This is a genomic window from Primorskyibacter marinus (assembly GCF_003313245.1).
In the GTDB taxonomy this organism is placed as follows: Bacteria; Pseudomonadota; Alphaproteobacteria; order Rhodobacterales; family Rhodobacteraceae; genus Primorskyibacter; species Primorskyibacter marinus.
Window position 1 is genome coordinate 1 of sequence record NZ_QJSD01000013.1, and the last position, 20,223, is coordinate 20,223.

A 20,223-nucleotide genomic window follows, 5' to 3' on the forward strand; every position below is an offset into this window, starting at 1 on the left:
AACACCAGCTATGAAGAGGCAGGTGGACGCCAGTTCCTACACCACCCCCCGGGACACGACCCAGCCAGACCGGCCATCATCCGAGCAAAGATCCCCTTATCGCTCCACCGCTTCCAAGGGTTGTAGAGCGTCTTGTGCGGCCCGTACGCGGCGGGCGCGGCGCACCACCGCAAGTCATTGCGATTGAAGAAAATAACCCCACTCAACACGCGCCTGTCGTCCACGCGTGGCTTGCCATGAGACTTGGGAAGAAAGGGCTCAAGACGCGCCATCTGCGCATCCGTCAGCCAGAAAAGATTAGACATGTTCACCGCTGGTTTTCAGCAAGATGATGCATCCGGCACGGCGGAAATCAATGGGTCCTGACCCTAGGCTTGATGGGGCAGTGACCCAACGTAGTATATACCCTACTCCGACCGGATCATCATCGGACCAGCAAGGATCAACGCAATCAGGTCGGCCTGGCGATTTGTGCCGGTTTTTTGAAAGAGGTTTCGCAGATGGAACGACAAGGTCGTTTGCGTCACGCCCAATTCCTTTGCCACATCGGCAGAGCGGTTTCCGCGGGCTAACGAACCGGCGACACGCGCTTCGGTTGGTGTCAGATCGAAAATTTCCATGAGCAATGCTTCTGGAATCTGTCTTTTCTGATCTGGCGTAGAAATGAACAGTGCAACATGCGGGGAGCCTTCTTGGGCCTCGCCGGACTGGGGCAGGCTGCACAGGACGACCGAAATCACGCCGGTTTCCCCTGATTGCTGCAAATTTATGCCAACAACATTCTCTTTTCCGTTTTTTGCCAACCCTACAGCATCACCAATAGCGCGCTTCAAGTCTCTGTTTGATAGCGGATCGGTCGAGAAAAATCCGTCTTGATCGAGTGCGATGGTATCGGTGTTGGCAACCATGCGCTTGGCGGCGTGATTGCAGTGGACCGGTTTCGCGGCCCCGTCCAGCAACACTGCGCCGAGGGTGATAAGGTTGAGGGCTGCTTCCGCACCGGTGCTGGACAGGCCGGAAAGTGCTTCACGCAAGGCGGTAATTTCGCTCTCATGTTGATTTCGAATACGATCAACCTGACGCACACGCGCGGCGATGGTCGCCAGCATCAGGTCATAATCGACGGGCTTGACCAGATAATCGTCGGCACCCAGCAGCTTTCCTCTGATCATCTCAGAGGGTTCCGACATCGCGGTCAGGAAGACGAAAGGCACCGCGAATAATTCTGGCCGCATGCTTCGGATTTCGTGCAGCACACCGTAGCCGTCCAAACCCGGCATGGTTATATCGCAAAGCAACAGATCAGGTGAAGCACTTGTCAGCAGATCCAACGCTTCGTCGCCCGAGCACGCGGCGAGGGTGCGATACCCGGCTTCCTGCAATTCCTCGACTATGTCATTTCGCAATGCCTTTTCGTCTTCGACGACGAGGATCAGCGCCCGGTCAGCCGTGCGGCTCATGTCTGGCCTCCCTTGAAGCGGAGCAGTGTCATGCGAAACGTCACGCCGGCGACATCCGGCTGCAATGTGACATCGCCCCCCTGCAATCGTGCCAACGCGCGCGCCATGAACAGGCCAATCCCTGTACCAACGACACCGACGCTATTCGCGCCGCGATAGTTGCGATCAAAAATCCGGGCCCGCTCATTTTCGGGAATAGAATGGCCGGTATTGGACACATCGCAAAACAGCCACTGCGCATCTGCGTGCAGAACAACGGATACAGAGGTTTCCGGCGCTGCATACTTGATGCCGTTCGACAGCAGGTTTTCCAAGATGTGTTCGGCATGGGCCGGATCGCAGAACGCCGCAACCGATCCGGCTATATCGAAGCGCAGGTCAATCTTGGACGTGGGCGTCGTTTCACGCTGTCGCGCGCAGACCGTCCGGATGATTTCGCCAAGGTCACATTCTACCCGACGCGCGCCCATTTGGCCCGCATCAAGACGTGCTGCGTCCAGTGTGCTTTCCACCAACCGCGTGAGGCCGGCAATGGCGTTTCTCGCGCGATCCGCGCGTTCGACCACCTCATCCGGTTTCGCATGTAGACCCCTGCGAATGAGACGTTGCAAGGCGGAATCCGCGACTGCGAGAGGCGTGCGGAATTGATGCGAGATCATGGCGGCAAAATTCCGGTAAATTTCGCCAGCCGACCGTTCCCGAAGCAACGCGTCGTCCAATTCACGGGTGCGCTCGGCCACTAAGTACTCCAATCGATCACGGTCTTGCGCATCTTTCTGTTGAACAGCATATCGATCAGAGGCATCATTAATGAAGAGGATCGCCCCGAGGATATCTTCTTCGTTACGCATTGGAAAGAAACGCAAATCCACATAGAGCGGTTCGTCTGCATCCTTGCGAAAAAGCGGCTGAAGCATATGCCGCGAGGTTTCACCTTGCAGCGCGCTCTTGATCCCCTCACGCACCGGCGTTGTGTCGAAAAAGCCGGCGATCCTGTCTAACGGCTGGTTGACAGCGTCTTCACCGCTCGTTTCCAGCAATTGTGTCATTGCGCTATTCCACATGGTGCATCGCGTGGATTGATCTACAGCCAAGATGCCTTCGCCGCTGGACGAAACAAGAAGGGCCGAAAAATCCCTTTCGCGCCGCAACATCCGGTTGCGCTGGCGCGTTTGGCGCAGCGCCAAAACCAGTATCACCGCCAGAATGCCGCCAGCCATCATGATCCCGATCAGCGAGGCAATGATCTGGCGCAACTGGTCGCGATAGGTCTCTAGCCGCCCGCCCAACTCGTCCCATTCAGCCATCATCGCAGCATTTGCTGCCCGCCCGAAAAGGCGCGGAAACGGTGCCAATTCTACGCGCAGCGGCGCACCGTCACCGGGCGCAAACTCCGCAATCATCGGTGCAATTGAATCGAGAGTCGCGGACAAGCGATCCAGATCGTCGCCAAAGCCGGTATGTTCAAGAAACCGGCGCTGTGGCCCGTCATTGAGCAAGACGAACCGGCTGACGAGAAGGTCGAAACGCAGTGAAAGATCGTCACGCGTGGCTTCTCCCAGATCTGCCAGTGCCACTGTCTCGGATAGGCGAAGTGCGGCGACTTCGCTTTGGTGCAGCACCCATAACATGTTCTGCTCGGCGTCCACACGCATGGCGTTCTCGATCTCGAACATCCGGATCAAGGAAAAGGTCAACAGCATCGCAAAAACCACAACGGCCGCGAGTGGCAGGATCAGTCTGAGTGTGGGCGTATGAGAATTTGTCATTGCACGTCGAGTTGATAGAGCTGCCAGACCCAGCGATAATCAAAGCGAATATCCTGCAAGACACGGTGGTCATCGCGCGGATAAACAATCCAGAACGGCCCTTTATCGGCGCGGCGTAGTGCCTTTCCGTCCATATGCGTGGCGACGACCACGTCGTAGTCGTAGAAATCAACCATCGGGATCTCCACTGAGTAATCGTTCAGCGCAACCGCGGTGACACTGGTGCCTGTTGCGCCCAGGTGGTCCAGCAGATCGCGCATCAGGAACCCGGTGAAGCTGTGCGTCCCGTCGGTGATGACCGTCGATGTCTCGATCGTGACCGCCGAAAGGTCGTCCAGGGCTGCGCGATCCAGGGTAACAGGTGCTTTGGCGAACTGCCCTGTCACATGCAAGGATAGCGCGGGTTGATCGGCGGATGTGGCACTACTGGCCAGCATCGAACCACAGGCCAAAGCGGCGACTTTGATAAACATGGTGGCATTCTCCCATTGGCTATTGCTTGATCAGTCGTCTTCGCGTGCCGGTGCAAAGATTTTATGACAGAATTTATTTGACGTCCCCCTCTGAACGAACGGGGTACGACCCGGACAGATCGTGCAAGATTAAAGTGAAATCTTGCAACTTGCGAGCGCACCAACATGGCCGGAGTAGACTTATGCTGAACATCATCCCGCATTTCAGGATTGTTGGGGTCGCTGGGATCGTTTTGCTTTCGAGTTGCGGCACACCAGAATACCGAACTGAAAAAAGTCATTGTGAAGCGGAGTGGTTGCTGAAGATTCCGCCGGTCTATCGACAAGAGATTGTCACCAAATACCGTAACGAAGAACGACCGACCGGCGAAACCGTCTGCGAAACGACCGGGACAACTACCAATTGCAAGCCGGTCCTGAAGACGGTTTCGGTTCCCTACACGGCGGTCGAAACCGTCGATATCAAAAAAGCGCAACGCGGCCCGCAGATATCATCCTGCACCGCGCGGGCGTGCGTGGCAAAATACGGCAATAGCAAGTGCGAGGGGTAATCTCAGCGCATGAAACAGTTTTTCAGGCAGGCAATGTAGCTTTACGCGGGAGAGGGAAATGTGGGATTTTAGTATTGGTGGTGCGCTCGGAATGATGGTGCGCACGATGCCGTTTATCCTGTTGCGCATGGCGGTCTATTTCGGGATTTCGCTGGGCTATATTCTGATCACCGGCGTCGGTGCCGGTGTCGGCTGGGGTGTCGGTGGGTTTGGCGATGAAGAGTTTCGCGCGACGACAACAATGTGGGGCGGCTTTGCGGGCTTTGGAATTTTTGGCGTCTTTATGTATTGGGCGCGCGAATATATTCTCTACATCGTCAAGGCCGGACACATTGCCGTTTTGATTGAATTGATCGACGGCAAACCGATGCCAGATGACCGCAGTCAGATCAAACATGCAACAGCCGTGGTCAAAGAGCGGTTTCCGCAGGCCAGCGTGTTGTTCGCTGTCGATCAGTTGATCAAAGGCGTTGTGCGCGCCATTTCGGGATTGGTGCGCGGCATCCTGACCATTCTGCCGATCCCCGGCGCGCAACAGATTGGCGGTCTTATATCCGCGTTCTTGCGTGTCGCTGTCGGGTTCGTTGACGAAGTGATCCTTGCCTATGCCATCCGCACGAATTCAACAAATGCATGGGGGTCCGCGAAAATGGCGCTCGTGCTCTATGCGCAGAACTACAAACCGATGCTTAAAAATGCTGCATGGCTGGCAATTATCGTCTACGGCCTGAGCTTTATCGTGTTTCTTGTCATGCTCGCGCCAGCGGCGCTGGTGGTTTACCTGATGCCCGGCGCATGGGCGGCAGGCGGCGTGGTATTCGCACTGCTGTTCGCATGGAGCGTGAAGGCGGCCCTGCTAGAACCTTTTGCCATCACCTGCATGATGCAGGTCTATTTCCAGACAATTGAGGGTCAGCAACCGAACCCTGAGTGGGAAGCCAAGCTGGAGCAGATGTCAGGCAAATTCCGCAAGCTGAAGGACCGCACGTTTGGCGCAGATGCAGCGGCAACATGATAAATATCACAGGAACTGACGTCCATAAAATTGCCAATGAAGGTGCGGAATGAATAATTCCACACGGATATCACTGACGCTCGCATTTGTTGCGATCTTACCGCAGGCAGCCTTGGCGAGCATTGTTTGCGAGGGCCCCTATGAATTCTTCAACGGCAAGGACACGCTTAACGCAAATCCCGGTAAAGCCCCAGAAAACGGTGCGCGGACGCGAGGGTGCCGATAAGGCCTATCAGGCCGTCGGCGCGCCGGTCACGGGGTTGCATTGGTCACGTCGCGTTCGACACAAAGCCCGGCAAGACATCACGAGATACAAGAGACTACCTTCAGCAAGGAATGAGCGCATGAAACAAATCGTATCGAGAATTGCGGCGATGGCGATGACGGCCTGCGTTGCCGCGGCTGCCGCTCCCGCGATGGCGCAAGAGGACGTGGTGATCGTCTATGACGCATCCGGCTCGATGTGGGGTCAGATCGACGGCACCAGCAAGATCGAGATCGCGCGGGATGTCCTGGGCAATCTGGTGACGGATTGGGATGACAACACCAATCTGGGTCTTGTTGCTTATGGTCACCGCGCGGAAGGTGACTGCACTGATATCGAAACAATGGTCGCCCCAGGCCCGCTTGACCGCGCAGCCTTTATCGCCAGGGTCAATGCGATTAATCCCGTCGGTAAAACGCCGATTTCCGCCTCTGTCAGCCATGCCGCCGACCTTTTGTCCTACCGTGACAATCCGGCGACGGTGGTTCTGATTTCTGACGGGGTGGAAACCTGCAACGCCGATCCCTGCGCATTATCCGCGCAGCTTGCAAAGCAAGGCGTCGCGTTTACCGTTCATGTGGTGGGCTTTGATCTGGATGACGCGGCCAACGCCAGTCTGTCCTGCATTGCCGAAAATACCGGGGGCGTTTTTCTGCCCGCCAGCAATGCAGCCGAATTGACCGACGCTTTGGCGCAAGTCCAAAGCGCCATGGATCTGAAGCCGGTGACACCCGAGCCCGAACCCGTTGCAGAGGAACCCGCGCTGCCTGAAGTCACGCTAACCGGCCCGGATCAGGTCACGACCGGTGCGGTGTTCGATGTTGCGTGGAGCAAAACCATCAACGCGCGCGACTATATCACCATCGTGCCGATGGGGTCGGATCCGGGCACCTCTACGGGTTACATCCGCGCCAAAACCGACACTGCGGGCAAACTGACCGCACCGGCGGAAACGGGGCTTTACGAGCTGCGCTACGTTCTTGACACCGGGGCTGTGACACTGGCCAGCGCGCCGATCGAGGTCGTCGAGGCAGAGGTCACCGTAACCGGCCCGGACCAGGTCACGACCGGAGCGGTGTTTGACGTTGCGTGGAGCAAAACCATCAACCCGCGCGACTATATCACCATCGTGCCGATGGGGTCGGATCCGGGCACTTCTACGGGTTACATCCGCGCCAAAACCGACACTGCGGGCAAACTGACCGCACCGGCGGAAACGGGGNAACGGGGCTTTACGAGCTGCGCTACGTTCTTGACGCCGGGGCCGTCACATTGGCCAGCGCGCCGATCGAGGTCGTCGAGGCAGAGGTCACCGTAACCGGCCCGGACCAGGTCACGACCGGAGCGGTGTTTGACGTTGCGTGGAGCAAAACCATCAACCCGCGCGACTATATCACCATCGTGCCGATGGGGTCGGATCCGGGCACTTCTACGGGTTACATCCGCGCCAAAACCGACACTGCGGGCAAACTGACCGCACCGGCGGAAACGGGGCTTTACGAGTTGCGCTACGTTCTTGACGCCGGGGCCGTCACATTGGCCAGCGCGCCTATCGAGGTCGTCGAGGCAGAGGTCGGAATTTCTGGCCCAAGGGTGGTGCGTGCGGGGACTGAAATTGACGTTACTTGGTCAAGCAATGTCAGCGCGCGTGATTTCATCACCATTGTGCCGATGGGTGCGGAAGAAGGCAGCTCCGCCGCTTATATTCGCGTGAATTCGGTAACGCAGGGCAAATTGACAGCACCTGACACCACAGGCTTGTATGAATTGCGCTATGTGCTTGATCAGGGCGCGCGCACGTTGGCACGCGCGCCAGTGGAAGTCGTTGGTGCCGACGCGCCGTTAGACAATGGGGCTGGGCTGAGTGTGCCAGCGACGGCCGCGCCGGGTGAAACGATCACGGTGACATGGACTTTGCAAAGCGACAGCGCCGATCAGCGCATAGCACTGGCACGCAAGGACCAACCGGATTTCAGTTGGATTTCGGTGCAATCAATCGGTGACGTGGCTTCCATGCAGGTCACACTGCCCGATGAGGCCGGTCTCTATGAAATCCGGTTTCTGGATGTCTCGGGTGGCGCGCTTTTGGGCCGGTCCGTTGTGGAGGTAAAATGATGTTCTGCAAAATATTAAGCAGCGTCACTCTGGTGCTGGGTTTTGCAGCCACTGCGGCATTTGCGCAGATCGACGGCCACGGACCGGACAGTTGGAAGGTGACCGGCGTTGCCGAAAATGACGTGTTGAACGCCAGGATGGGGCCGGGAACCATGTATCCAGTAATCGAGACCTTCGCACCCGATACGCGCGCGTTGGAACAGATCACCTGCGTGCCTTATTACACATTGCACCATTATAATGCGATGACCGAGGCACAAATCAGCGCATTGCCGCAGCGCTGGTGCCTGATGCGCGACAGCGACATGAGGCGCGCAGGCTGGGTCGCCGGGCAGTTTATCAAGCCAGACGACGAGGATACGACCATTCCACCGTTGGACATGATGAAAAAAACCGGCGATCCGCTGCTGGATGAGGCACAGGCGCTGGTGCGCGAGTTGTATATCGTTTTTGAAATGGGCGGAGAGCCGGGCGACAATCCGTTCTTTCCACCGACAGCCGCGCGGTACTTCTTTGCAGATATGGTGCCTGACCTTTCGGGTCACGGCAGTGACGTTCTCTATGATGCGCAGGACTTTCAGGGTCAGTTGACGCGGATCGCTCCCGATGACGAACAACCAATGTTTCGGGGTATGATCACGATCAATGTCGATTTCACCAATTTCGGACAGCAAAGCCGCGCGGTGTTCAGTTTGCGCGCGGATACATCCCAACCCGGCGCACCGTTCCGGATTTTCCGGGTCGAGCATGGAGATTGGAGCTTTCCACAATGACATTTGAAAGACCGGATGTGCAGTGGGTGATGCAAAGTCAGATGGTATCCGGGGCGTCCGGAATCTGAAATATGCTGTCCGGCAGCATCAGGCCGTTCCAGCGGTGTGCCCGATGATAGTCACGCAAAACCTATAGTGGATCATGCCCGAACCGGGAGGGAGGCTATCGTTCAGTCTGCGGTACAGTGCTTATTCAACGGCTGGATCTGTTAATCCCTCTCACAAGAAAAACTCACGAGTTGGGCGGAGACGATCTTGTCTCTTTCCGACCGCACCGGAAAGCTCACACGCACCGATTGTCCCAGTCGATCGTTACGCGCGATACTGTGCCTCTCAAACGCGAGAAGGCGTTGTGAATCATGCCCCTTGTCCGTGCGGTAGGAAATCGCGCCACGACAGGCAATGAAGACGTGGTCACTGCGGTTCGGATCAAACTCTTGCTGGGGCAGTCGCACGCGAACGCTGGCGACACATTTTCTTATGCCGCTGTTGCCGAACAGCGCCGGGCGGCAGTCGAAATCCAGCTTGCTGACCCGCAGTGGCGCAACGGGCTGGTGGGTCTGGGTTTGGTGCTCCGGTCCGGTGCGATGGCGACCCCGAAATATCGGGCGCTTTCTTTCGGCACCAGTCCTTGCACCTTGCCCTAGAAAGCGCGCCGCGACCCAACCATCCGCAGAATTCCCGTCAGCGTCTTGAACGAAAACTTTCGCCCAGCCGTCGCGACGGTCAAGGATGCTGACAGAGGTTCCATAGGGCAGGGCGCGCAGTACGGAAGACCTCGTATCCGGCGCGGTTCGCAGATTCAGCGCGTGGGCCTGAACATGGGCGTAGCTGCCGACCTCTTGCGCAGAGGCCACGCCAGCGCCAAAGCTCAGGCACGTCAGTATCGCGAGCAATGCGAAGAACGCCCTTCCCGTAATAAATTTACCTGTCATTCTCGCGCCCCATAATCTGATCCAACCTTCCGGCGCTTGACGTTAACTGTGTCCAACCTGGCAAGCTCACAAGTGATCGGACACATATCCTCATATCGACACCGAAGCAGTTGGCATCTCGTCTGCGTCCAGATCAAGGTATCCTTCAAGGTCCGCGCGCATTTCGGGTGCCAGATCTTCGGGATGCATGATGCGGGTATAGAAAAGGGTGAAATAAACAACCTTGATCGCGGTCACGGCACGCGCGAACAACGTGTGAAGCAGGACACTGACAGAGACGACGACAAAGACCGGCAGCCAGTTAAAGACGGTGTCCGGACCGATCGGGCCCAGTTGCGGCATGCTGCGAGAAATTTCGGAAAGCGCCCCGGCCGAAAAGGCATCCGGCATACCGCCACCAAAGAGAAGGCCAAGAGCAACCCCCGCAAGGCCACCGAAGAAATAGAGCGGCTTCATCAGCGAGCCGATCACGCCGCCCATAATGTCGATCCCGAACACACCAGCCAGGGTTTCGGGCACATGATCCTTCAACCGTTTCATTTTGGCAATCCCGTCGCCCAGGCTCAGCCGGTCGATCGCGAAAGCCGGAAGCAGGAAGTGGTTTACCAGATCCCAGACTTCGACGATGCTGCCCAGCAACATCGCCATCAGGCCGCCTTCCTTGTTTTTGCGGCTGGCCACCCAGACGGCGGCCATGTCCAGCAGGCCAAGGGTGCGGACCTGTGATCCGAGACCGGTAATTTCGCGTCGTGCCTCACGCCGGGTGGGCGTGCCACCGGTGGCAGTGCCATATGTCAGACGGCTGAGCGTCAGTTCGGCGCGGTTGTAGAAAAAGAACTTGTAGATAAACATCACAGCCCCGCCGAGCAGGAACCATGTGCTGTTGCCGTTTTCGTAAACAGCGAGAGCAAGCCCGGCGAAGAACAGGCCGGTCATCACCGCAGCATAGACCCACATGACAATCAGCGGACCCAACAACGCGCGATTGCGTCCGACAATGGTGAAAGTGTGTCGGACGAGAAAGCCCAGTTGTGCAAAGCGGGCCTTGAGGTCTGGTTTCGTGAAATCCATGGTTTGCTCTCCTCTAATTCTATTGTTTTAGTGGCCCGCCGATGCTGGAGCGGGGTCAGCGCGCCTTACCGTCACGCAGCGGGCCGACCGTAACGTCGTCTTCGGTCAAAGGTTGGCAAAGTCAGCCTGGCGACGCCCCGTCTGTTCGCAGGGGAAAAGCAAATATCTTGAGTTTAAAAGGGCCGCCGTTTCGTTGCGGGCTCGATTGGCTCAAATCCCAGAATGTGTTGCGTCATGGGGGCCGGGCAGGAGAATATTGCGGGGCCTCACTTGGCGGTACGATGTCGCGTTGTTCCATTGCGTGACCTTCCGCGCAGGCGGTCGTTTCAGCGTCCGGGGGAATGTACACCCACAGGCGGCTTGAACCTCGGCACGGCGACTGCTACCTCATAAGCGAATCCGTTGGGGTGTCCCGTGAGGGGCTGAGAGGCGCGAGCCAACCCATCGAACCTGATCCGGACAATACCGGCGGAGGGAACGGAGCACGAGCAGGCCGCAGGGAAACCTGTGCCCGCTTTTTCTTCCTTCTCCCGTCGTCGGTGGAGGAAGTAATGACACCACAGGTCATCAAGATCGGCATGCTTTTCTCGCCCGAGATCGTTGCCGTCCTTGCCGAAGCGGACGCCGATTACAGCGGTCCCGTGATGCGCGATCCGGTGATGGTCGCAAAGACGGTCGATGCGCTGATCACCGCTTCCGGCACCATCGCGTTTGATAAGTCAAGGATCATCACCCGGAATACCCATGGCACCGGATGCGGCCTATCCTCGGCCATCACCGCCGATCTGGCAAAAGGCGCGCCGCTGGAAATTCCGGTCGGGCGCGCGCCGGTCTGGCTGCACGGCGCGATCTGTGCGGCTGATGTCCGGGTTATTGGCAGTCGCCACGGCCCGGTCCACCATTTTCACGGATATTGGCGATGACGCGGGCCACTGTCATCGGCGCTGGCGTCGCCGGGCTCTGCGTGGCCACAGAACTGGTCGCCCGAGGTTGCGCGGTCACTGTCTTCGACCCTGTGTTGCAGCCCGGACCACACCATTGTTCATGGTGGGCGGGCGGCATGCTTGCGCCATTCTGCGAAGGCGAAACGGCAGAAGAGCCGGTGGTTCGGCTGGGTCAGCAGGCGGCTCGCTGGTGGGAACGGCAGGGCGTGGGTGTCACGCAGCGCGGCACTGTCGTCGTGGCCCTCAATCGCGACCGCCGCGAACTCGACCGTTTCGCCCGCCGCATTGAGGGCCACACCCTGCTTGACGGTTCCGCCCTTGCAGCACTGGAACCGGACCTCTCCGGCCGCTTCGATCGCGCGCTGCACGTCACCGCCGAGGCTCACCTTGACCCGCGCGCCGCCCTGCGCCACCTGCGGACGCGGCTTGAGCGCGACGGTGTCACCTTCATCGCAGAGCCGGGCCATGCCGATGGCCTGACCTTCGACTGCCGTGGGCATGCGGCGCGTGATGCGCTTCCCGATCTGCGCGGCGTTAAGGGTGAAATGGTTGTGCTGCGTGCGCCCGACATCCGCCTGACGCGCCCGGTTCGTCTGCTCCACCCGCGCTTTCCGCTTTATGTCGTGCCCCGTGCCGATGGTCATTTCATGCTGGGCGCGACACAGATCGAAAGCGACGATCGCCGCCGGCGTGTTCGCTCTGTGCTGGAACTGCTCTCGGCCGCCTACGCGCTGCATCCCGCCTTTGGCGAGGCCGAACTGGTTGAGATCGGTGCCGATGCACGTCCGGCCTTTCCCGATAACCTGCCGCGCATTGTCCGTCGCGGCGAGACGATCCATGTCAATGGCCTGTTCCGCCACGGTTTCCTGCTCGCGCCTGCGCTTGCACGGATGGCGACTGAACTGGCCTTCGACCACAGCAAACCGGAGTTTTACTATGCAGATCACGGTTAACGGCACCGCAACCGAGGTGCAGGCGCAAACCCTCGCCGGTGCGCTGGACGAATTGGGCTATCGCGATGCCAAGGTCGCCACCGCCGTCAACGAAAGTTTCGTTCCGGCGACGGCGCGCGACGCCCCTCTTTCCCCTGGCGACCGGGTCGAGATCGTCGCCCCGCGGCAGGGAGGCTGAGATGCTGCTTTACGGTACTGCGATCGCTTCGCGCCTGATGCTGGGTACGGCGCAATACCCGTCGCCAGCGGTTCTGGCCGAGGCCTTCCGCCGCTCCGCTGCCGGTATCGCCACTGTCTCTGTGCGGCGTGAGGCGGGTGGCGATCGCGCCGGCGCGGCGTTCTGGGATTTGATCCGTGACCTCGATGTGACACTCCTGCCCAACACCGCAGGCTGCCATTCGGTCCGCGAGGCGGTGACCACGGCGCATATGGCCCGCGAGCTGTTCGACACGCCCTGGATCAAACTCGAGGTGATCGGTCATGCGGACACCCTTCAGCCCGACCCCTTCGGGCTGGTGGAGGCCGCGCGCATTCTGACCGATGAGGGTTTCAAGGTTTTTCCCTATACCACCGAGGACGTGGTTCTTGCCGACCGGCTGCTACAGGCGGGCTGCGAGGTGCTCATGCCATGGGGCGCACCCATCGGCACCGGGCTGGGGCTGACCAACATCTATGGCCTGCGCACCCTGCGCGCCCAGTTTCCCGACGTGCCCATGGTGGTGGATGCGGGCCTCGGTCTGCCGAGCCAGGCCGCCATGGCGATGGAGTTGGGCTATGACGCGGTGCTGCTCAACACCGCCGTCGCCAAAGCGGGCGACCCGGCGACGATGGCGGCAGGTTTCGCCCGCGCGGTCGAGGCCGGGCGGCTCGCCTACGAGGCCGACCCGATGGAGCCACGCGACATGGCGGCCCCTTCGACCCCCGTCATCGGCAGGGCGTTCCTGACATGAGCCTACACCGCTTTTACCCGATCTTCGACAACGCGGACTGGCTGCACCGCACCTTGCCGCTGGGCGTGAAGCTGGTGCAGCTTCGCATCAAGGATATGGACGTGGCCGACCTTTGGGACGCCATCACCCAGGCGAAATCGCTCTGCCGCGCGCATGCGGTGACGCTGGTCGTCAACGACCATTGGCGGATCGCCATCGACGCGGGCTGCGAGTGGGTGCATCTCGGGCAGGAAGATCTCGACACTGCGGATCTTCGGGCCATTCGCCGTGCTGGCCTCAGGCTGGGCATCAGCACCCACGACCACGCCGAACTGGACCGTGCCCTGTCAATCTCGCCTGACTATATTGCGCTCGGCCCAGTCTATCCGACGATCCTGAAAAAGATGAAATGGCACCAGCAGGGTCTGGAGCGTGTCACCGAATGGAAGCGCGCCATTGGCGACCTGCCTCTTGTCGCCATCGGCGGCATGCGCGTCGAGCGGGCAGCGGACGTCTTTGCCGCCGGTGCCGATGTCGTGTCTGTCGTCACCGACATCACCCTCAGTGGCGACCCGGAGACCCGCGTTCGTTCCTGGATCGAGGCGACGCGATGAGCCGCTATGCCCGTCAGATCGCGGTGCCCGAACTTGGGCCTTTGGGCCAGGCCCGCCTGCGCCGGGCGCATGTGCTGGTCGTCGGCGCGGGCGGGCTTGCCGCACCGGTGCTGCAATATCTCGGCGGGGCTGGCGTCGGCCGCATTCGGCTGGTGGATCCGGACCGGGTTGAGGCGACGAACCTGCATCGCCAAACGTTGTTCCGTGACGCTGATATCGGCGTCGCAAAGTCCAGGGCCGCCGCTGCGGCGATCACCGCGCTCAACCCCGATTGCAGGGTCGAGGCGGTCGTGGCCGCGCTTGATCCCGCCAATGTCGACGCGCTCTGCGACAGTACCGATCTTGTGCTCGATTGCGCCGACAGCTTCGCGGCAAGTTACATCCTGTCCGATGCCTGCCGCGCTGCGGACCGCCAGCTGGTCAGCGCCTCGGTGGTTGGACTCGACGGTTATGCCGGGGCCTTCTGCGGCGGCGCGCCCAGCCTGCGCGCCGTGTTTCCCGACCTGCCGCAAAGGCTCGGCTCGTGCGCCGAGGATGGTGTTCTGGGGCCGGTCGTGGGTGTGATCGGCGCGCTTCAGGCGCAGATGGCTCTCGCACTACTCGCAGGGCTCGATCCTTCGCCCCTCGGGCAGCTTGTCACCTTCGACGGGCGCAGCCTTAGATCGGGCAAGTTTCGCTTTGCCGATACGCCCGAACCCGAGCGCGGCCCCCGTTTCCTTGCGCCTTCCGCGATCACTGCCGCTGACTTTCTCGTCGACCTGCGGGCCGAGGACGAAGCCCCCCTGATGCGGCCCTTCGCCCGCCGTCTTCCCGCCACCGCTTTCGGCCCCGGAGGCCCCATTCCCGCCACCGGACAACGCGCCGTGCTTTGTTGTCGCTCGGGTCAGCGCGCCTGGGCGGCTGCTGAAAGGCTCGGGGCGGTCTGGGACGGAAACATATTTCTCGTCGCCCTCGGCGACCCAAACGGAGACATCCCATGAAACCCATGCTGACAGCCCTTGCCCTTGTTCTGGCGACACCCGCCGCCGCGCAGGACGAGATGACCGTTATGCTCGACTGGTTCGTGAACCCCGATCACGGGCCGATCATCATTGCCCAGGAAATGGGTTATTTCGCTGAAGCAGACCTGGCGGTCGAGGTGATCGCCCCGGCTGACCCTTCCGATCCGCCAAAGATGGCTGCCGCGGGTGCGGTCGATCTTGCAATTTCCTACCAGCCGCAACTGCACCTTCAGGTGGCAGAAGGCATGCCGCTGGTGCGCGTCGGCACGCTGGTCGCCACACCGCTCAACTGCCTGCTCGTGCTGGATGACGGACCTGTCGCGCAGATCGCGGATCTCGAAGGTCGCAAGGTGGGCTTTTCTGTCGCCGGCGTGGAGGAGGCGCTGCTTTCGGCCATGCTGGGCGAGACCGGGCTTGGCACCGACGATATCGAGTTGGTCAACGTCAACTGGTCGCTGTCGCCCGCGCTGATGTCGGGGCAGGTCGATGCGGTGATCGGGGCTTTTCGCAATTTTGAGCTGAACCAGATGGAGATAGAGAAGGTCGCCGGCCGGTGCTTCTACCCCGAGGAACACGGCGTGCCGACCTATGACGAACTAATCTACATCGCCAACCCGAAGGCGATGGATGCGGGAATGATCCAGCGTTTCCTCGGGGCGACGGAAAAGGCCACGCAGTACATTGTGAACCACCCGCAGGAGAGCTGGGAGGTGTTCGCGGCCACCTCAACCGAGCTTCAGGACGAGCTGAACAAGAAGGCCTGGGCCGATACGATCCCGCGCTTTGCGTTGCGTCCCGAGGCACTGGATGCCGGCCGCTACGCACGGTTCGAGGATTTCCTGCATCAAGCCAAGCTGATCGAGGGCACACGTTCTGTCACCGCGCTGGCCGTCGACCTGGGGACAGAATGAGCCACGGCACGGCATTGCGTCTTTGGCGCGACGCCGCCGGTACAGCGTGGAACGATCACACCCACCACGCCTTGGTTGAACAGATGGCCGATGGTCCGCTGCGACGCGCGGCATACCTGTTTCGCGACCATTTCTCTTGTGCCTGGACCCTGGCGGTGACCATGGACAAGACGCTGGATGAGATGCGCGCCTGCCGCAAGGTTGGCGCGCTGACCGGCGCGGCGGTCGCGCGCCGCCTCGGTCGCAGAACGAAAACCAGCCCGTGCTGGTTTCGGCTATGCGCGCGCTTCCAGACAGCCACGCGGCTGCATGCCGATTTCTGGGCCAGGGGGCTTTCGGGATGAGCGGCGCGCCTGCGCTTCGATTGACCGGGCGTGTCACGATCGGTGGCACCGCGATCTTCGGCCCCCTGTCGCTGGAGGTCCCGGCGGGGCGGTGGACCTGTCTGCTCGGTCCCTCCGGTGTGGGCAAGTCCACGCTTTTGCGCCTGTTTGCGAGCCTTGGGGACGGGGTCGACTTTGAAGGCACAGTTGGCGCAAGCGATAATATGCCGCTGGCAGGTCGCGTGGCGTTGATGGCGCAGAGCGACCTGTTGATGCCATGGCTTGACGTGACCGCCAATGTCACCCTCGGCGCACGGTTGCGCGGCACGCAGCAGCCGCGTGAAAGGGCGCTCGACATATTGGCGCGCGTTGGCCTTGCGGATCACGGCACCAAACGCCCTGACGCCCTTTCCGGCGGACAGAGGCAGCGGGTGGCGCTTGCCCGGACCCTGATGGAAGACCGGCCTGTCATATTGCTGGATGAACCCTTTTCGGCGCTTGATGCGCAGACACGCGCCCGGATGCAGGAACTTTCGGCCGAACTTCTGGCCGGTCGCACCGTGTTGCATGTGACCCATGACGCCGCCGAGGCCGCCCGGTTGGGTGAGACGGTTTTGCTGATGACCCGCGAGGGGATCACCCCGGTCGCATCACCGCCCGCCCGCGTGCCGCGCCCCTATGATTCGGTTGAGACCCTTGCCTTTCAGGGCCGATTGCTGCGGCAACTTATGGAGACAGTGTGAAAAAGGTCCTGCACTTCGCCAGCGTCGCGCTTCTGGGTCTGTTGGCGTGGCAGGCCGTGGTCACGTTTGGCGATCTGCCGCGCTTCATTCTGCCCGGACCCATGTTGGTCTTTTCCACGCTCTGGACCAGCCGGATGCTGATCGCCGAACATGCGGTCGTGACCATCACAGAAGTGCTGATTGGTCTTGGCCTCGGGGCGACCCTGGGCTTTGCCTCGGCGATCCTTCTTGTCGCTTCGCCGCTTGCGCGCAATCTGCTCCGCCCGATGATCGTCTTCAGCCAGGCCATCCCCGTGTTCGCGCTGGCACCGATCCTGACGCTGTGGCTGGGTTACGGGCTATGGTCGAAGGTCGCGATGGCGCTGCTGATCATCTATTTCCCCGTGACATCGGCCTTTTTCGACGCGCTGATGCGCACACCCGTCGCCTGGGTGGAACTTGCCCGCGTCATGAACGCCACACCCGCGCGCATCCTGTGGTGCATCCGCGTTCCGGCGGCCATGCCCGGCTTTTCTTCGGGGCTTCGGCTGGCGGCGGTCTATGCGCCGATCGGTGCCATCATCGGCGAATGGGTCGGGGCATCGCGGGGGCTTGGCTATTTGATGCTGCTGGCGAACGGCCGCGCGAAGATCGACCTGATGTTCGCCGCGCTGATTGTTCTGGCCGTGCTGACGCTGGTTCTTCATGCGGCGGTCGATGCGGTCTGTCGACGGATATGGGGCGGGTGACTTTTCGGTGACTTCGGCCAGACGGTGGACCACCAGAATTTGCTGGTAGCCCTTCTCGCTAAAGAAGGCCTGGTCCGCATCAGCTTGCGGCAGTAGCTTGGTCACCACGGTGGCCACGCCGGCGAAAAGTCCGGGCGTGTCGCGCCGCAAAGACCATCGGCAACACCGATCAGTAGTTGCGCGTGCATCGCAGTCTATTACGATTTGCGGCGCTGGAAGGTCATTTTCGGCCCTCTCAGAAATCCAGGCCCAGATCCAGCGTCTGTGCCGAATGCGTCAGCGCCCCGGACGAGATGTAGTCGACACCTGTCGCCGCGACCTCGGCGATCCGGTCCAGCCTCATGTTGCCCGAGGCCTCCAGCACCACGCGCCCGGCCGCCATCGCCACCGCCTTGCGCAGGGTCGGCGTGTCCATGTTGTCCAGCAGCACGACGTCGGCGCCGCCCTCGGCCAGCACCTCGGCCAGCTGGTCCAGCCGGTCGACCTCGATCTCGCAGCGGATCATGTGCGAGGCCTGCGCCTTGACCGCGCGCAGAACAGGCCGAATGCCGCCCGCCGCCGCGATGTGGTTGTCCTTGATCAGGATCGCATCCGACAATGAGAAGCGGTGGTTGAACCCGCCGCCATGCAGCACCGCCTGCTTCTCGACCAGCCGCAGGCCGGGCGTCGTCTTTCGGGTGCAGGTCACACGCGTCGCGGTGCCCGAGGTCTGCGCCACGAAGGCCGCCGTCATCGTCGCGATCCCAGACAGCCGCCCGGCAAAGTTCAGCGCGACCCGTTCACCCGACAGGATTGAGGCCGCCGCTCCTTCGATCTCCATCAGCAGGTCACCCGGCCGGATCTCGCCCCCGTCGGCCTTGTGCGCGGTGACAACCAGCGCCGGGTCGACCAGCCGGAAGGCCAGCGCCGCCACCTGAAGCCCCGAGACGACCCCCGCCTCGCGCGCGTTCAGCCGTGCGGTGTAGCGCGTCGTTGCCGGGATCACCGTGCGGGTCGTGATGTCGCCATAGGTGCCCAGATCCTCGAGCAATGCGGCGCGGACCAGCGGTTCCAGGATCAGGTCGGGCAAGGGGGCGGCAGTCATGCGGGTTCCTTTCGGGCCTGGGCGCGGATCTCCTGCGCCTGCGCGAGGGTGAAGAAGGATCTCTGGCCGGTCGCGCCCTGCACATCGGGATGGTCCGAGCGGAAATGCGCGCCCCGGCTCTCTTCCCGGGTCAGCGCGGCGGCGGCGATCAGCGTGGCGGTTGCGGTCATGTTCAGCAGGGCGTCACAGCCGGGCTGCGCCGCCTCGACCGTGGCGATCCTGTCCAGCGTGCGCCGCAAGCCAGCGGCGGTGCGGATCACGCCCGCCCCGTCGGTCATCGCTTGCCGCAGCCGGGCGACCAGCGCCGGATCGGGTGCTTGGTCCGGGCCGAGATCGGGCAGCACGACCGGCGCGGCATCATCACCCGCGCCCAGCCCCCTGGCAATCGCATCCGCACAGCGCCGCCCGTAGACCAGCGCCTCGAGCAGACCGTTCGAGGCCAGCCGGTTCGCGCCATGCAGCCCGGTCGAGGCAACCTCGCCGCAAGCCCAGAGGCCGGGCAGGGTGCTCGCCCCCCCGGCATCCGTCGCGATGCCGCCCATGTGGTAATGCGCGGCGGCGGCGACCGGGATCGGCTGCGTCACCGGATCGAGGCCCGAGGCCCGGCAGGCTGCGGCCACGGCTGGAAACTCGGTCAGGATCCGCGCGCCAAGGGCCGCCCGCGTGTCCAGCGCCGGGGCAAGGCCGGCTTGCGTCTGGGCAAAGACCGCGCGGGCAACGATGTCGCGCGGTGCCAGCTCGGCATCCGGATGCGCCGCCAGCATGAACCGCTCGCCCCGGCTGTTGATCAGCGTCGCGCCTTCGCCGCGCAGCGCCTCGGTCGCCAGTGGCGCGGGGTCCAGGCCATTGGCGATGGCCGTCGGATGGAACTGCACAAACTCCGCATCGGAGATGACCGCCCCGGCCCGCGCCGCCATCCCCAGCACCTGCCCGCAGATGCGCGGCGGATTGGTCGTCTGCGAAAACAGACTGCCCGATCCGCCGCCCGCCAACAGCACCGCCGCACCGCGCAGAGCGACCGATTGCGTCAGGCCGTCGGCGCAGCGCGCGACCCGGGCCCCGCACACGCGGCCGCCCTCGATCACCAACCCGGTGGCCATCACGCCTTCCAGCACCTGCACATGCGGCGCGGCGCGGACCTGCGCGGTCAGTGCCTGCATGATCTCGGCCCCCGCCTGATCGCCGCGCACGCGCACGACACGGGCAAAGCTGTGTGCCGCCTCGCGCGACAGGACATAGCCGCCATCCGCGGTCCGGTCAAAGGGCGTGCCCAGCCCGGTCAGGTCGAGGATATGCGCCCGCGCCTCGGCCGTGACGGCCTCTGCGACCTGCACGTCCACGGTGCCCGCCCCTGCCCGCACGGTATCGCGGGCATGCGCCTCGGCGCTGTCGGAAGGGTCCATCGCCGCCGCAACGCCGCCCTGCGCCCAGGTCGACGACGCCCCGGAGCCGAGAGGTTCGGGCGAGATCATCAGGACCGGATGCGGGGCCAGCCGCAGCGCTGCATATTGCGCCGCCAGCCCGGCCCCGACGATGATCGCGCGGGGCGTGTCGATCGCTGTCATG

Annotated in this window: 22 protein-coding genes, 2 pseudogenes and 1 riboswitch; of the genes and pseudogenes, 15 read left to right on the top strand and 9 right to left on the bottom strand. The window is 61.8% G+C overall.

Annotation, left to right across the window (positions count from 1 at the left end):
- Positions 1-62 precede the first annotated feature (62 nt).
- The 4 genes and pseudogenes from DMZ65_RS14145 to DMZ65_RS14160 form a co-directional block, all read right to left on the bottom strand.
- A pseudogene (locus DMZ65_RS14145) lies at positions 63-305 on the bottom strand (transposase); the annotation flags it as partial.
- A gap of 102 nt (positions 306-407) precedes the next feature.
- A complete protein-coding gene (locus DMZ65_RS14150; protein WP_116599539.1) occupies positions 408-1,460 on the bottom strand; it encodes a response regulator in 1,053 nt (350 codons plus the stop codon).
- A complete protein-coding gene (locus DMZ65_RS14155) occupies positions 1,457-3,229 on the bottom strand; it encodes a sensor histidine kinase (protein WP_116599540.1) in 1,773 nt (590 codons plus the stop codon). Before DMZ65_RS14155 ends, DMZ65_RS14150 begins: the two co-directional genes overlap by 4 nt.
- Positions 3,226-3,702, bottom strand: a complete 477-nt coding sequence (locus tag DMZ65_RS14160) for a putative pterin-binding protein (protein WP_198662704.1) — start codon at positions 3,700-3,702, stop codon at positions 3,226-3,228. Before DMZ65_RS14160 ends, DMZ65_RS14155 begins: the two co-directional genes overlap by 4 nt.
- A 182-nt stretch (positions 3,703-3,884) precedes the next feature.
- On the opposite strand from DMZ65_RS14160, the gene DMZ65_RS14165 reads away from it, so the two are divergent.
- From DMZ65_RS14165 to DMZ65_RS14185, 5 genes are all read left to right on the top strand, one after another.
- Positions 3,885-4,253, top strand: a complete 369-nt coding sequence (locus DMZ65_RS14165) for a hypothetical protein (protein WP_116599541.1) — start codon at positions 3,885-3,887, stop codon at positions 4,251-4,253.
- Positions 4,254-4,311: 58 nt separating this feature from the next.
- Positions 4,312-5,268 (top strand): hypothetical protein, encoded by a 957-nt coding sequence (locus tag DMZ65_RS14170; RefSeq protein WP_116599542.1) that lies wholly within the window; start codon positions 4,312-4,314, stop codon positions 5,266-5,268.
- 416 nt (positions 5,269-5,684) lie between these two features.
- Positions 5,685-6,851 carry a vWA domain-containing protein gene (locus DMZ65_RS14175; RefSeq protein ID WP_438942736.1) on the top strand — a complete coding sequence of 389 codons (1,167 nt, stop codon included), beginning with the start codon at positions 5,685-5,687 and terminating at the stop codon, positions 6,849-6,851.
- Positions 6,806-7,648: a hypothetical protein gene (locus DMZ65_RS14180; RefSeq protein ID WP_116599544.1), complete on the top strand. Its 843-nt coding sequence runs from the start codon at positions 6,806-6,808 to the stop codon at positions 7,646-7,648. Before DMZ65_RS14175 ends, DMZ65_RS14180 begins: the two co-directional genes overlap by 46 nt.
- Positions 7,645-8,421, top strand: a complete 777-nt coding sequence (locus tag DMZ65_RS14185; protein WP_116599545.1) for an SH3 domain-containing protein — start codon at positions 7,645-7,647, stop codon at positions 8,419-8,421. Before DMZ65_RS14180 ends, DMZ65_RS14185 begins: the two co-directional genes overlap by 4 nt.
- A 209-nt stretch (positions 8,422-8,630) precedes the next feature.
- Here DMZ65_RS14185 and DMZ65_RS14190 read toward each other — a convergent pair whose 3' ends face one another.
- On the bottom strand, positions 8,631-9,356 hold the full coding sequence (locus tag DMZ65_RS14190; RefSeq protein ID WP_116599546.1) for an SH3 domain-containing protein: 726 nt from the start codon (positions 9,354-9,356) through the stop codon (positions 8,631-8,633).
- A 90-nt stretch (positions 9,357-9,446) separates the two neighbouring features.
- Positions 9,447-10,427, bottom strand: coding sequence for a hypothetical protein (locus DMZ65_RS14195; protein WP_116599547.1), 981 nt, complete (start codon positions 10,425-10,427; stop codon positions 9,447-9,449).
- Positions 10,428-10,820: 393 nt separating this feature from the next.
- Positions 10,821-10,921: riboswitch (TPP riboswitch) on the top strand.
- 57 nt (positions 10,922-10,978) lie between these two features.
- On the opposite strand from DMZ65_RS14195, the gene DMZ65_RS14200 reads away from it, so the two are divergent.
- Genes DMZ65_RS14200 through DMZ65_RS14245 form a run of 10 tightly spaced genes read left to right on the top strand, consistent with a single transcriptional unit; the run spans position 10,979 to position 17,573 of the window.
- Entirely contained in the window at positions 10,979-11,350 is a 372-nt protein-coding gene (locus DMZ65_RS14200) for a bifunctional hydroxymethylpyrimidine kinase/phosphomethylpyrimidine kinase (protein WP_116599548.1), read from the top strand.
- Positions 11,347-12,324: an FAD-dependent oxidoreductase gene (locus tag DMZ65_RS14205; RefSeq protein WP_116599549.1), complete on the top strand. Its 978-nt coding sequence runs from the start codon at positions 11,347-11,349 to the stop codon at positions 12,322-12,324. Before DMZ65_RS14200 ends, DMZ65_RS14205 begins: the two co-directional genes overlap by 4 nt.
- On the top strand, positions 12,308-12,502 hold the full coding sequence (gene thiS / locus DMZ65_RS14210) for a sulfur carrier protein ThiS (protein ID WP_116599550.1): 195 nt from the start codon (positions 12,308-12,310) through the stop codon (positions 12,500-12,502). The genes DMZ65_RS14205 and thiS overlap by 17 nt, the downstream gene beginning before the upstream one ends.
- Before the next feature lies 1 nt (position 12,503).
- Complete coding sequence (locus DMZ65_RS14215; protein WP_116599551.1) at positions 12,504-13,274, top strand: thiazole synthase; 771 nt, start codon at positions 12,504-12,506, stop codon at positions 13,272-13,274.
- The gene (locus DMZ65_RS14220) at positions 13,271-13,867 is read left to right on the top strand and encodes a thiamine phosphate synthase (protein ID WP_116599552.1); all 597 of its coding nucleotides are present in this window, start codon (positions 13,271-13,273) and stop codon (positions 13,865-13,867) included. The genes DMZ65_RS14215 and DMZ65_RS14220 overlap by 4 nt, the downstream gene beginning before the upstream one ends.
- Positions 13,864-14,847 carry a HesA/MoeB/ThiF family protein gene (locus tag DMZ65_RS14225; protein WP_116599553.1) on the top strand — a complete coding sequence of 328 codons (984 nt, stop codon included), beginning with the start codon at positions 13,864-13,866 and terminating at the stop codon, positions 14,845-14,847. The genes DMZ65_RS14220 and DMZ65_RS14225 overlap by 4 nt, the downstream gene beginning before the upstream one ends.
- Entirely contained in the window at positions 14,844-15,779 is a 936-nt protein-coding gene (locus tag DMZ65_RS14230) for an ABC transporter substrate-binding protein (protein ID WP_116599554.1), read from the top strand. The genes DMZ65_RS14225 and DMZ65_RS14230 overlap by 4 nt, the downstream gene beginning before the upstream one ends.
- Entirely contained in the window at positions 15,776-16,123 is a 348-nt protein-coding gene (locus DMZ65_RS14235) for a TenA family protein (RefSeq protein ID WP_116599555.1), read from the top strand. The genes DMZ65_RS14230 and DMZ65_RS14235 overlap by 4 nt, the downstream gene beginning before the upstream one ends.
- On the top strand, positions 16,120-16,845 hold the full coding sequence (locus DMZ65_RS14240; RefSeq protein ID WP_116599556.1) for an ABC transporter ATP-binding protein: 726 nt from the start codon (positions 16,120-16,122) through the stop codon (positions 16,843-16,845). Before DMZ65_RS14235 ends, DMZ65_RS14240 begins: the two co-directional genes overlap by 4 nt.
- Complete coding sequence (locus tag DMZ65_RS14245; protein ID WP_116599557.1) at positions 16,842-17,573, top strand: ABC transporter permease; 732 nt, start codon at positions 16,842-16,844, stop codon at positions 17,571-17,573. The genes DMZ65_RS14240 and DMZ65_RS14245 overlap by 4 nt, the downstream gene beginning before the upstream one ends.
- Before the next feature lie 15 nt (positions 17,574-17,588).
- On the opposite strand, the pseudogene DMZ65_RS19900 reads toward DMZ65_RS14245, so the two are convergent.
- The 3 genes and pseudogenes from DMZ65_RS19900 to DMZ65_RS14260 form a co-directional block, all read right to left on the bottom strand.
- Positions 17,589-17,740, bottom strand: a pseudogene (locus tag DMZ65_RS19900) (pantoate--beta-alanine ligase); the annotation flags it as partial.
- 68 nt (positions 17,741-17,808) lie between these two features.
- Positions 17,809-18,657 carry a carboxylating nicotinate-nucleotide diphosphorylase gene (gene nadC / locus DMZ65_RS14255; RefSeq protein WP_116599558.1) on the bottom strand — a complete coding sequence of 283 codons (849 nt, stop codon included), beginning with the start codon at positions 18,655-18,657 and terminating at the stop codon, positions 17,809-17,811.
- A complete protein-coding gene (locus DMZ65_RS14260) occupies positions 18,654-20,222 on the bottom strand; it encodes an L-aspartate oxidase (RefSeq protein WP_116599559.1) in 1,569 nt (522 codons plus the stop codon). The genes nadC and DMZ65_RS14260 overlap by 4 nt, the downstream gene beginning before the upstream one ends.
- Position 20,223: the final 1 nt, after the last annotated feature.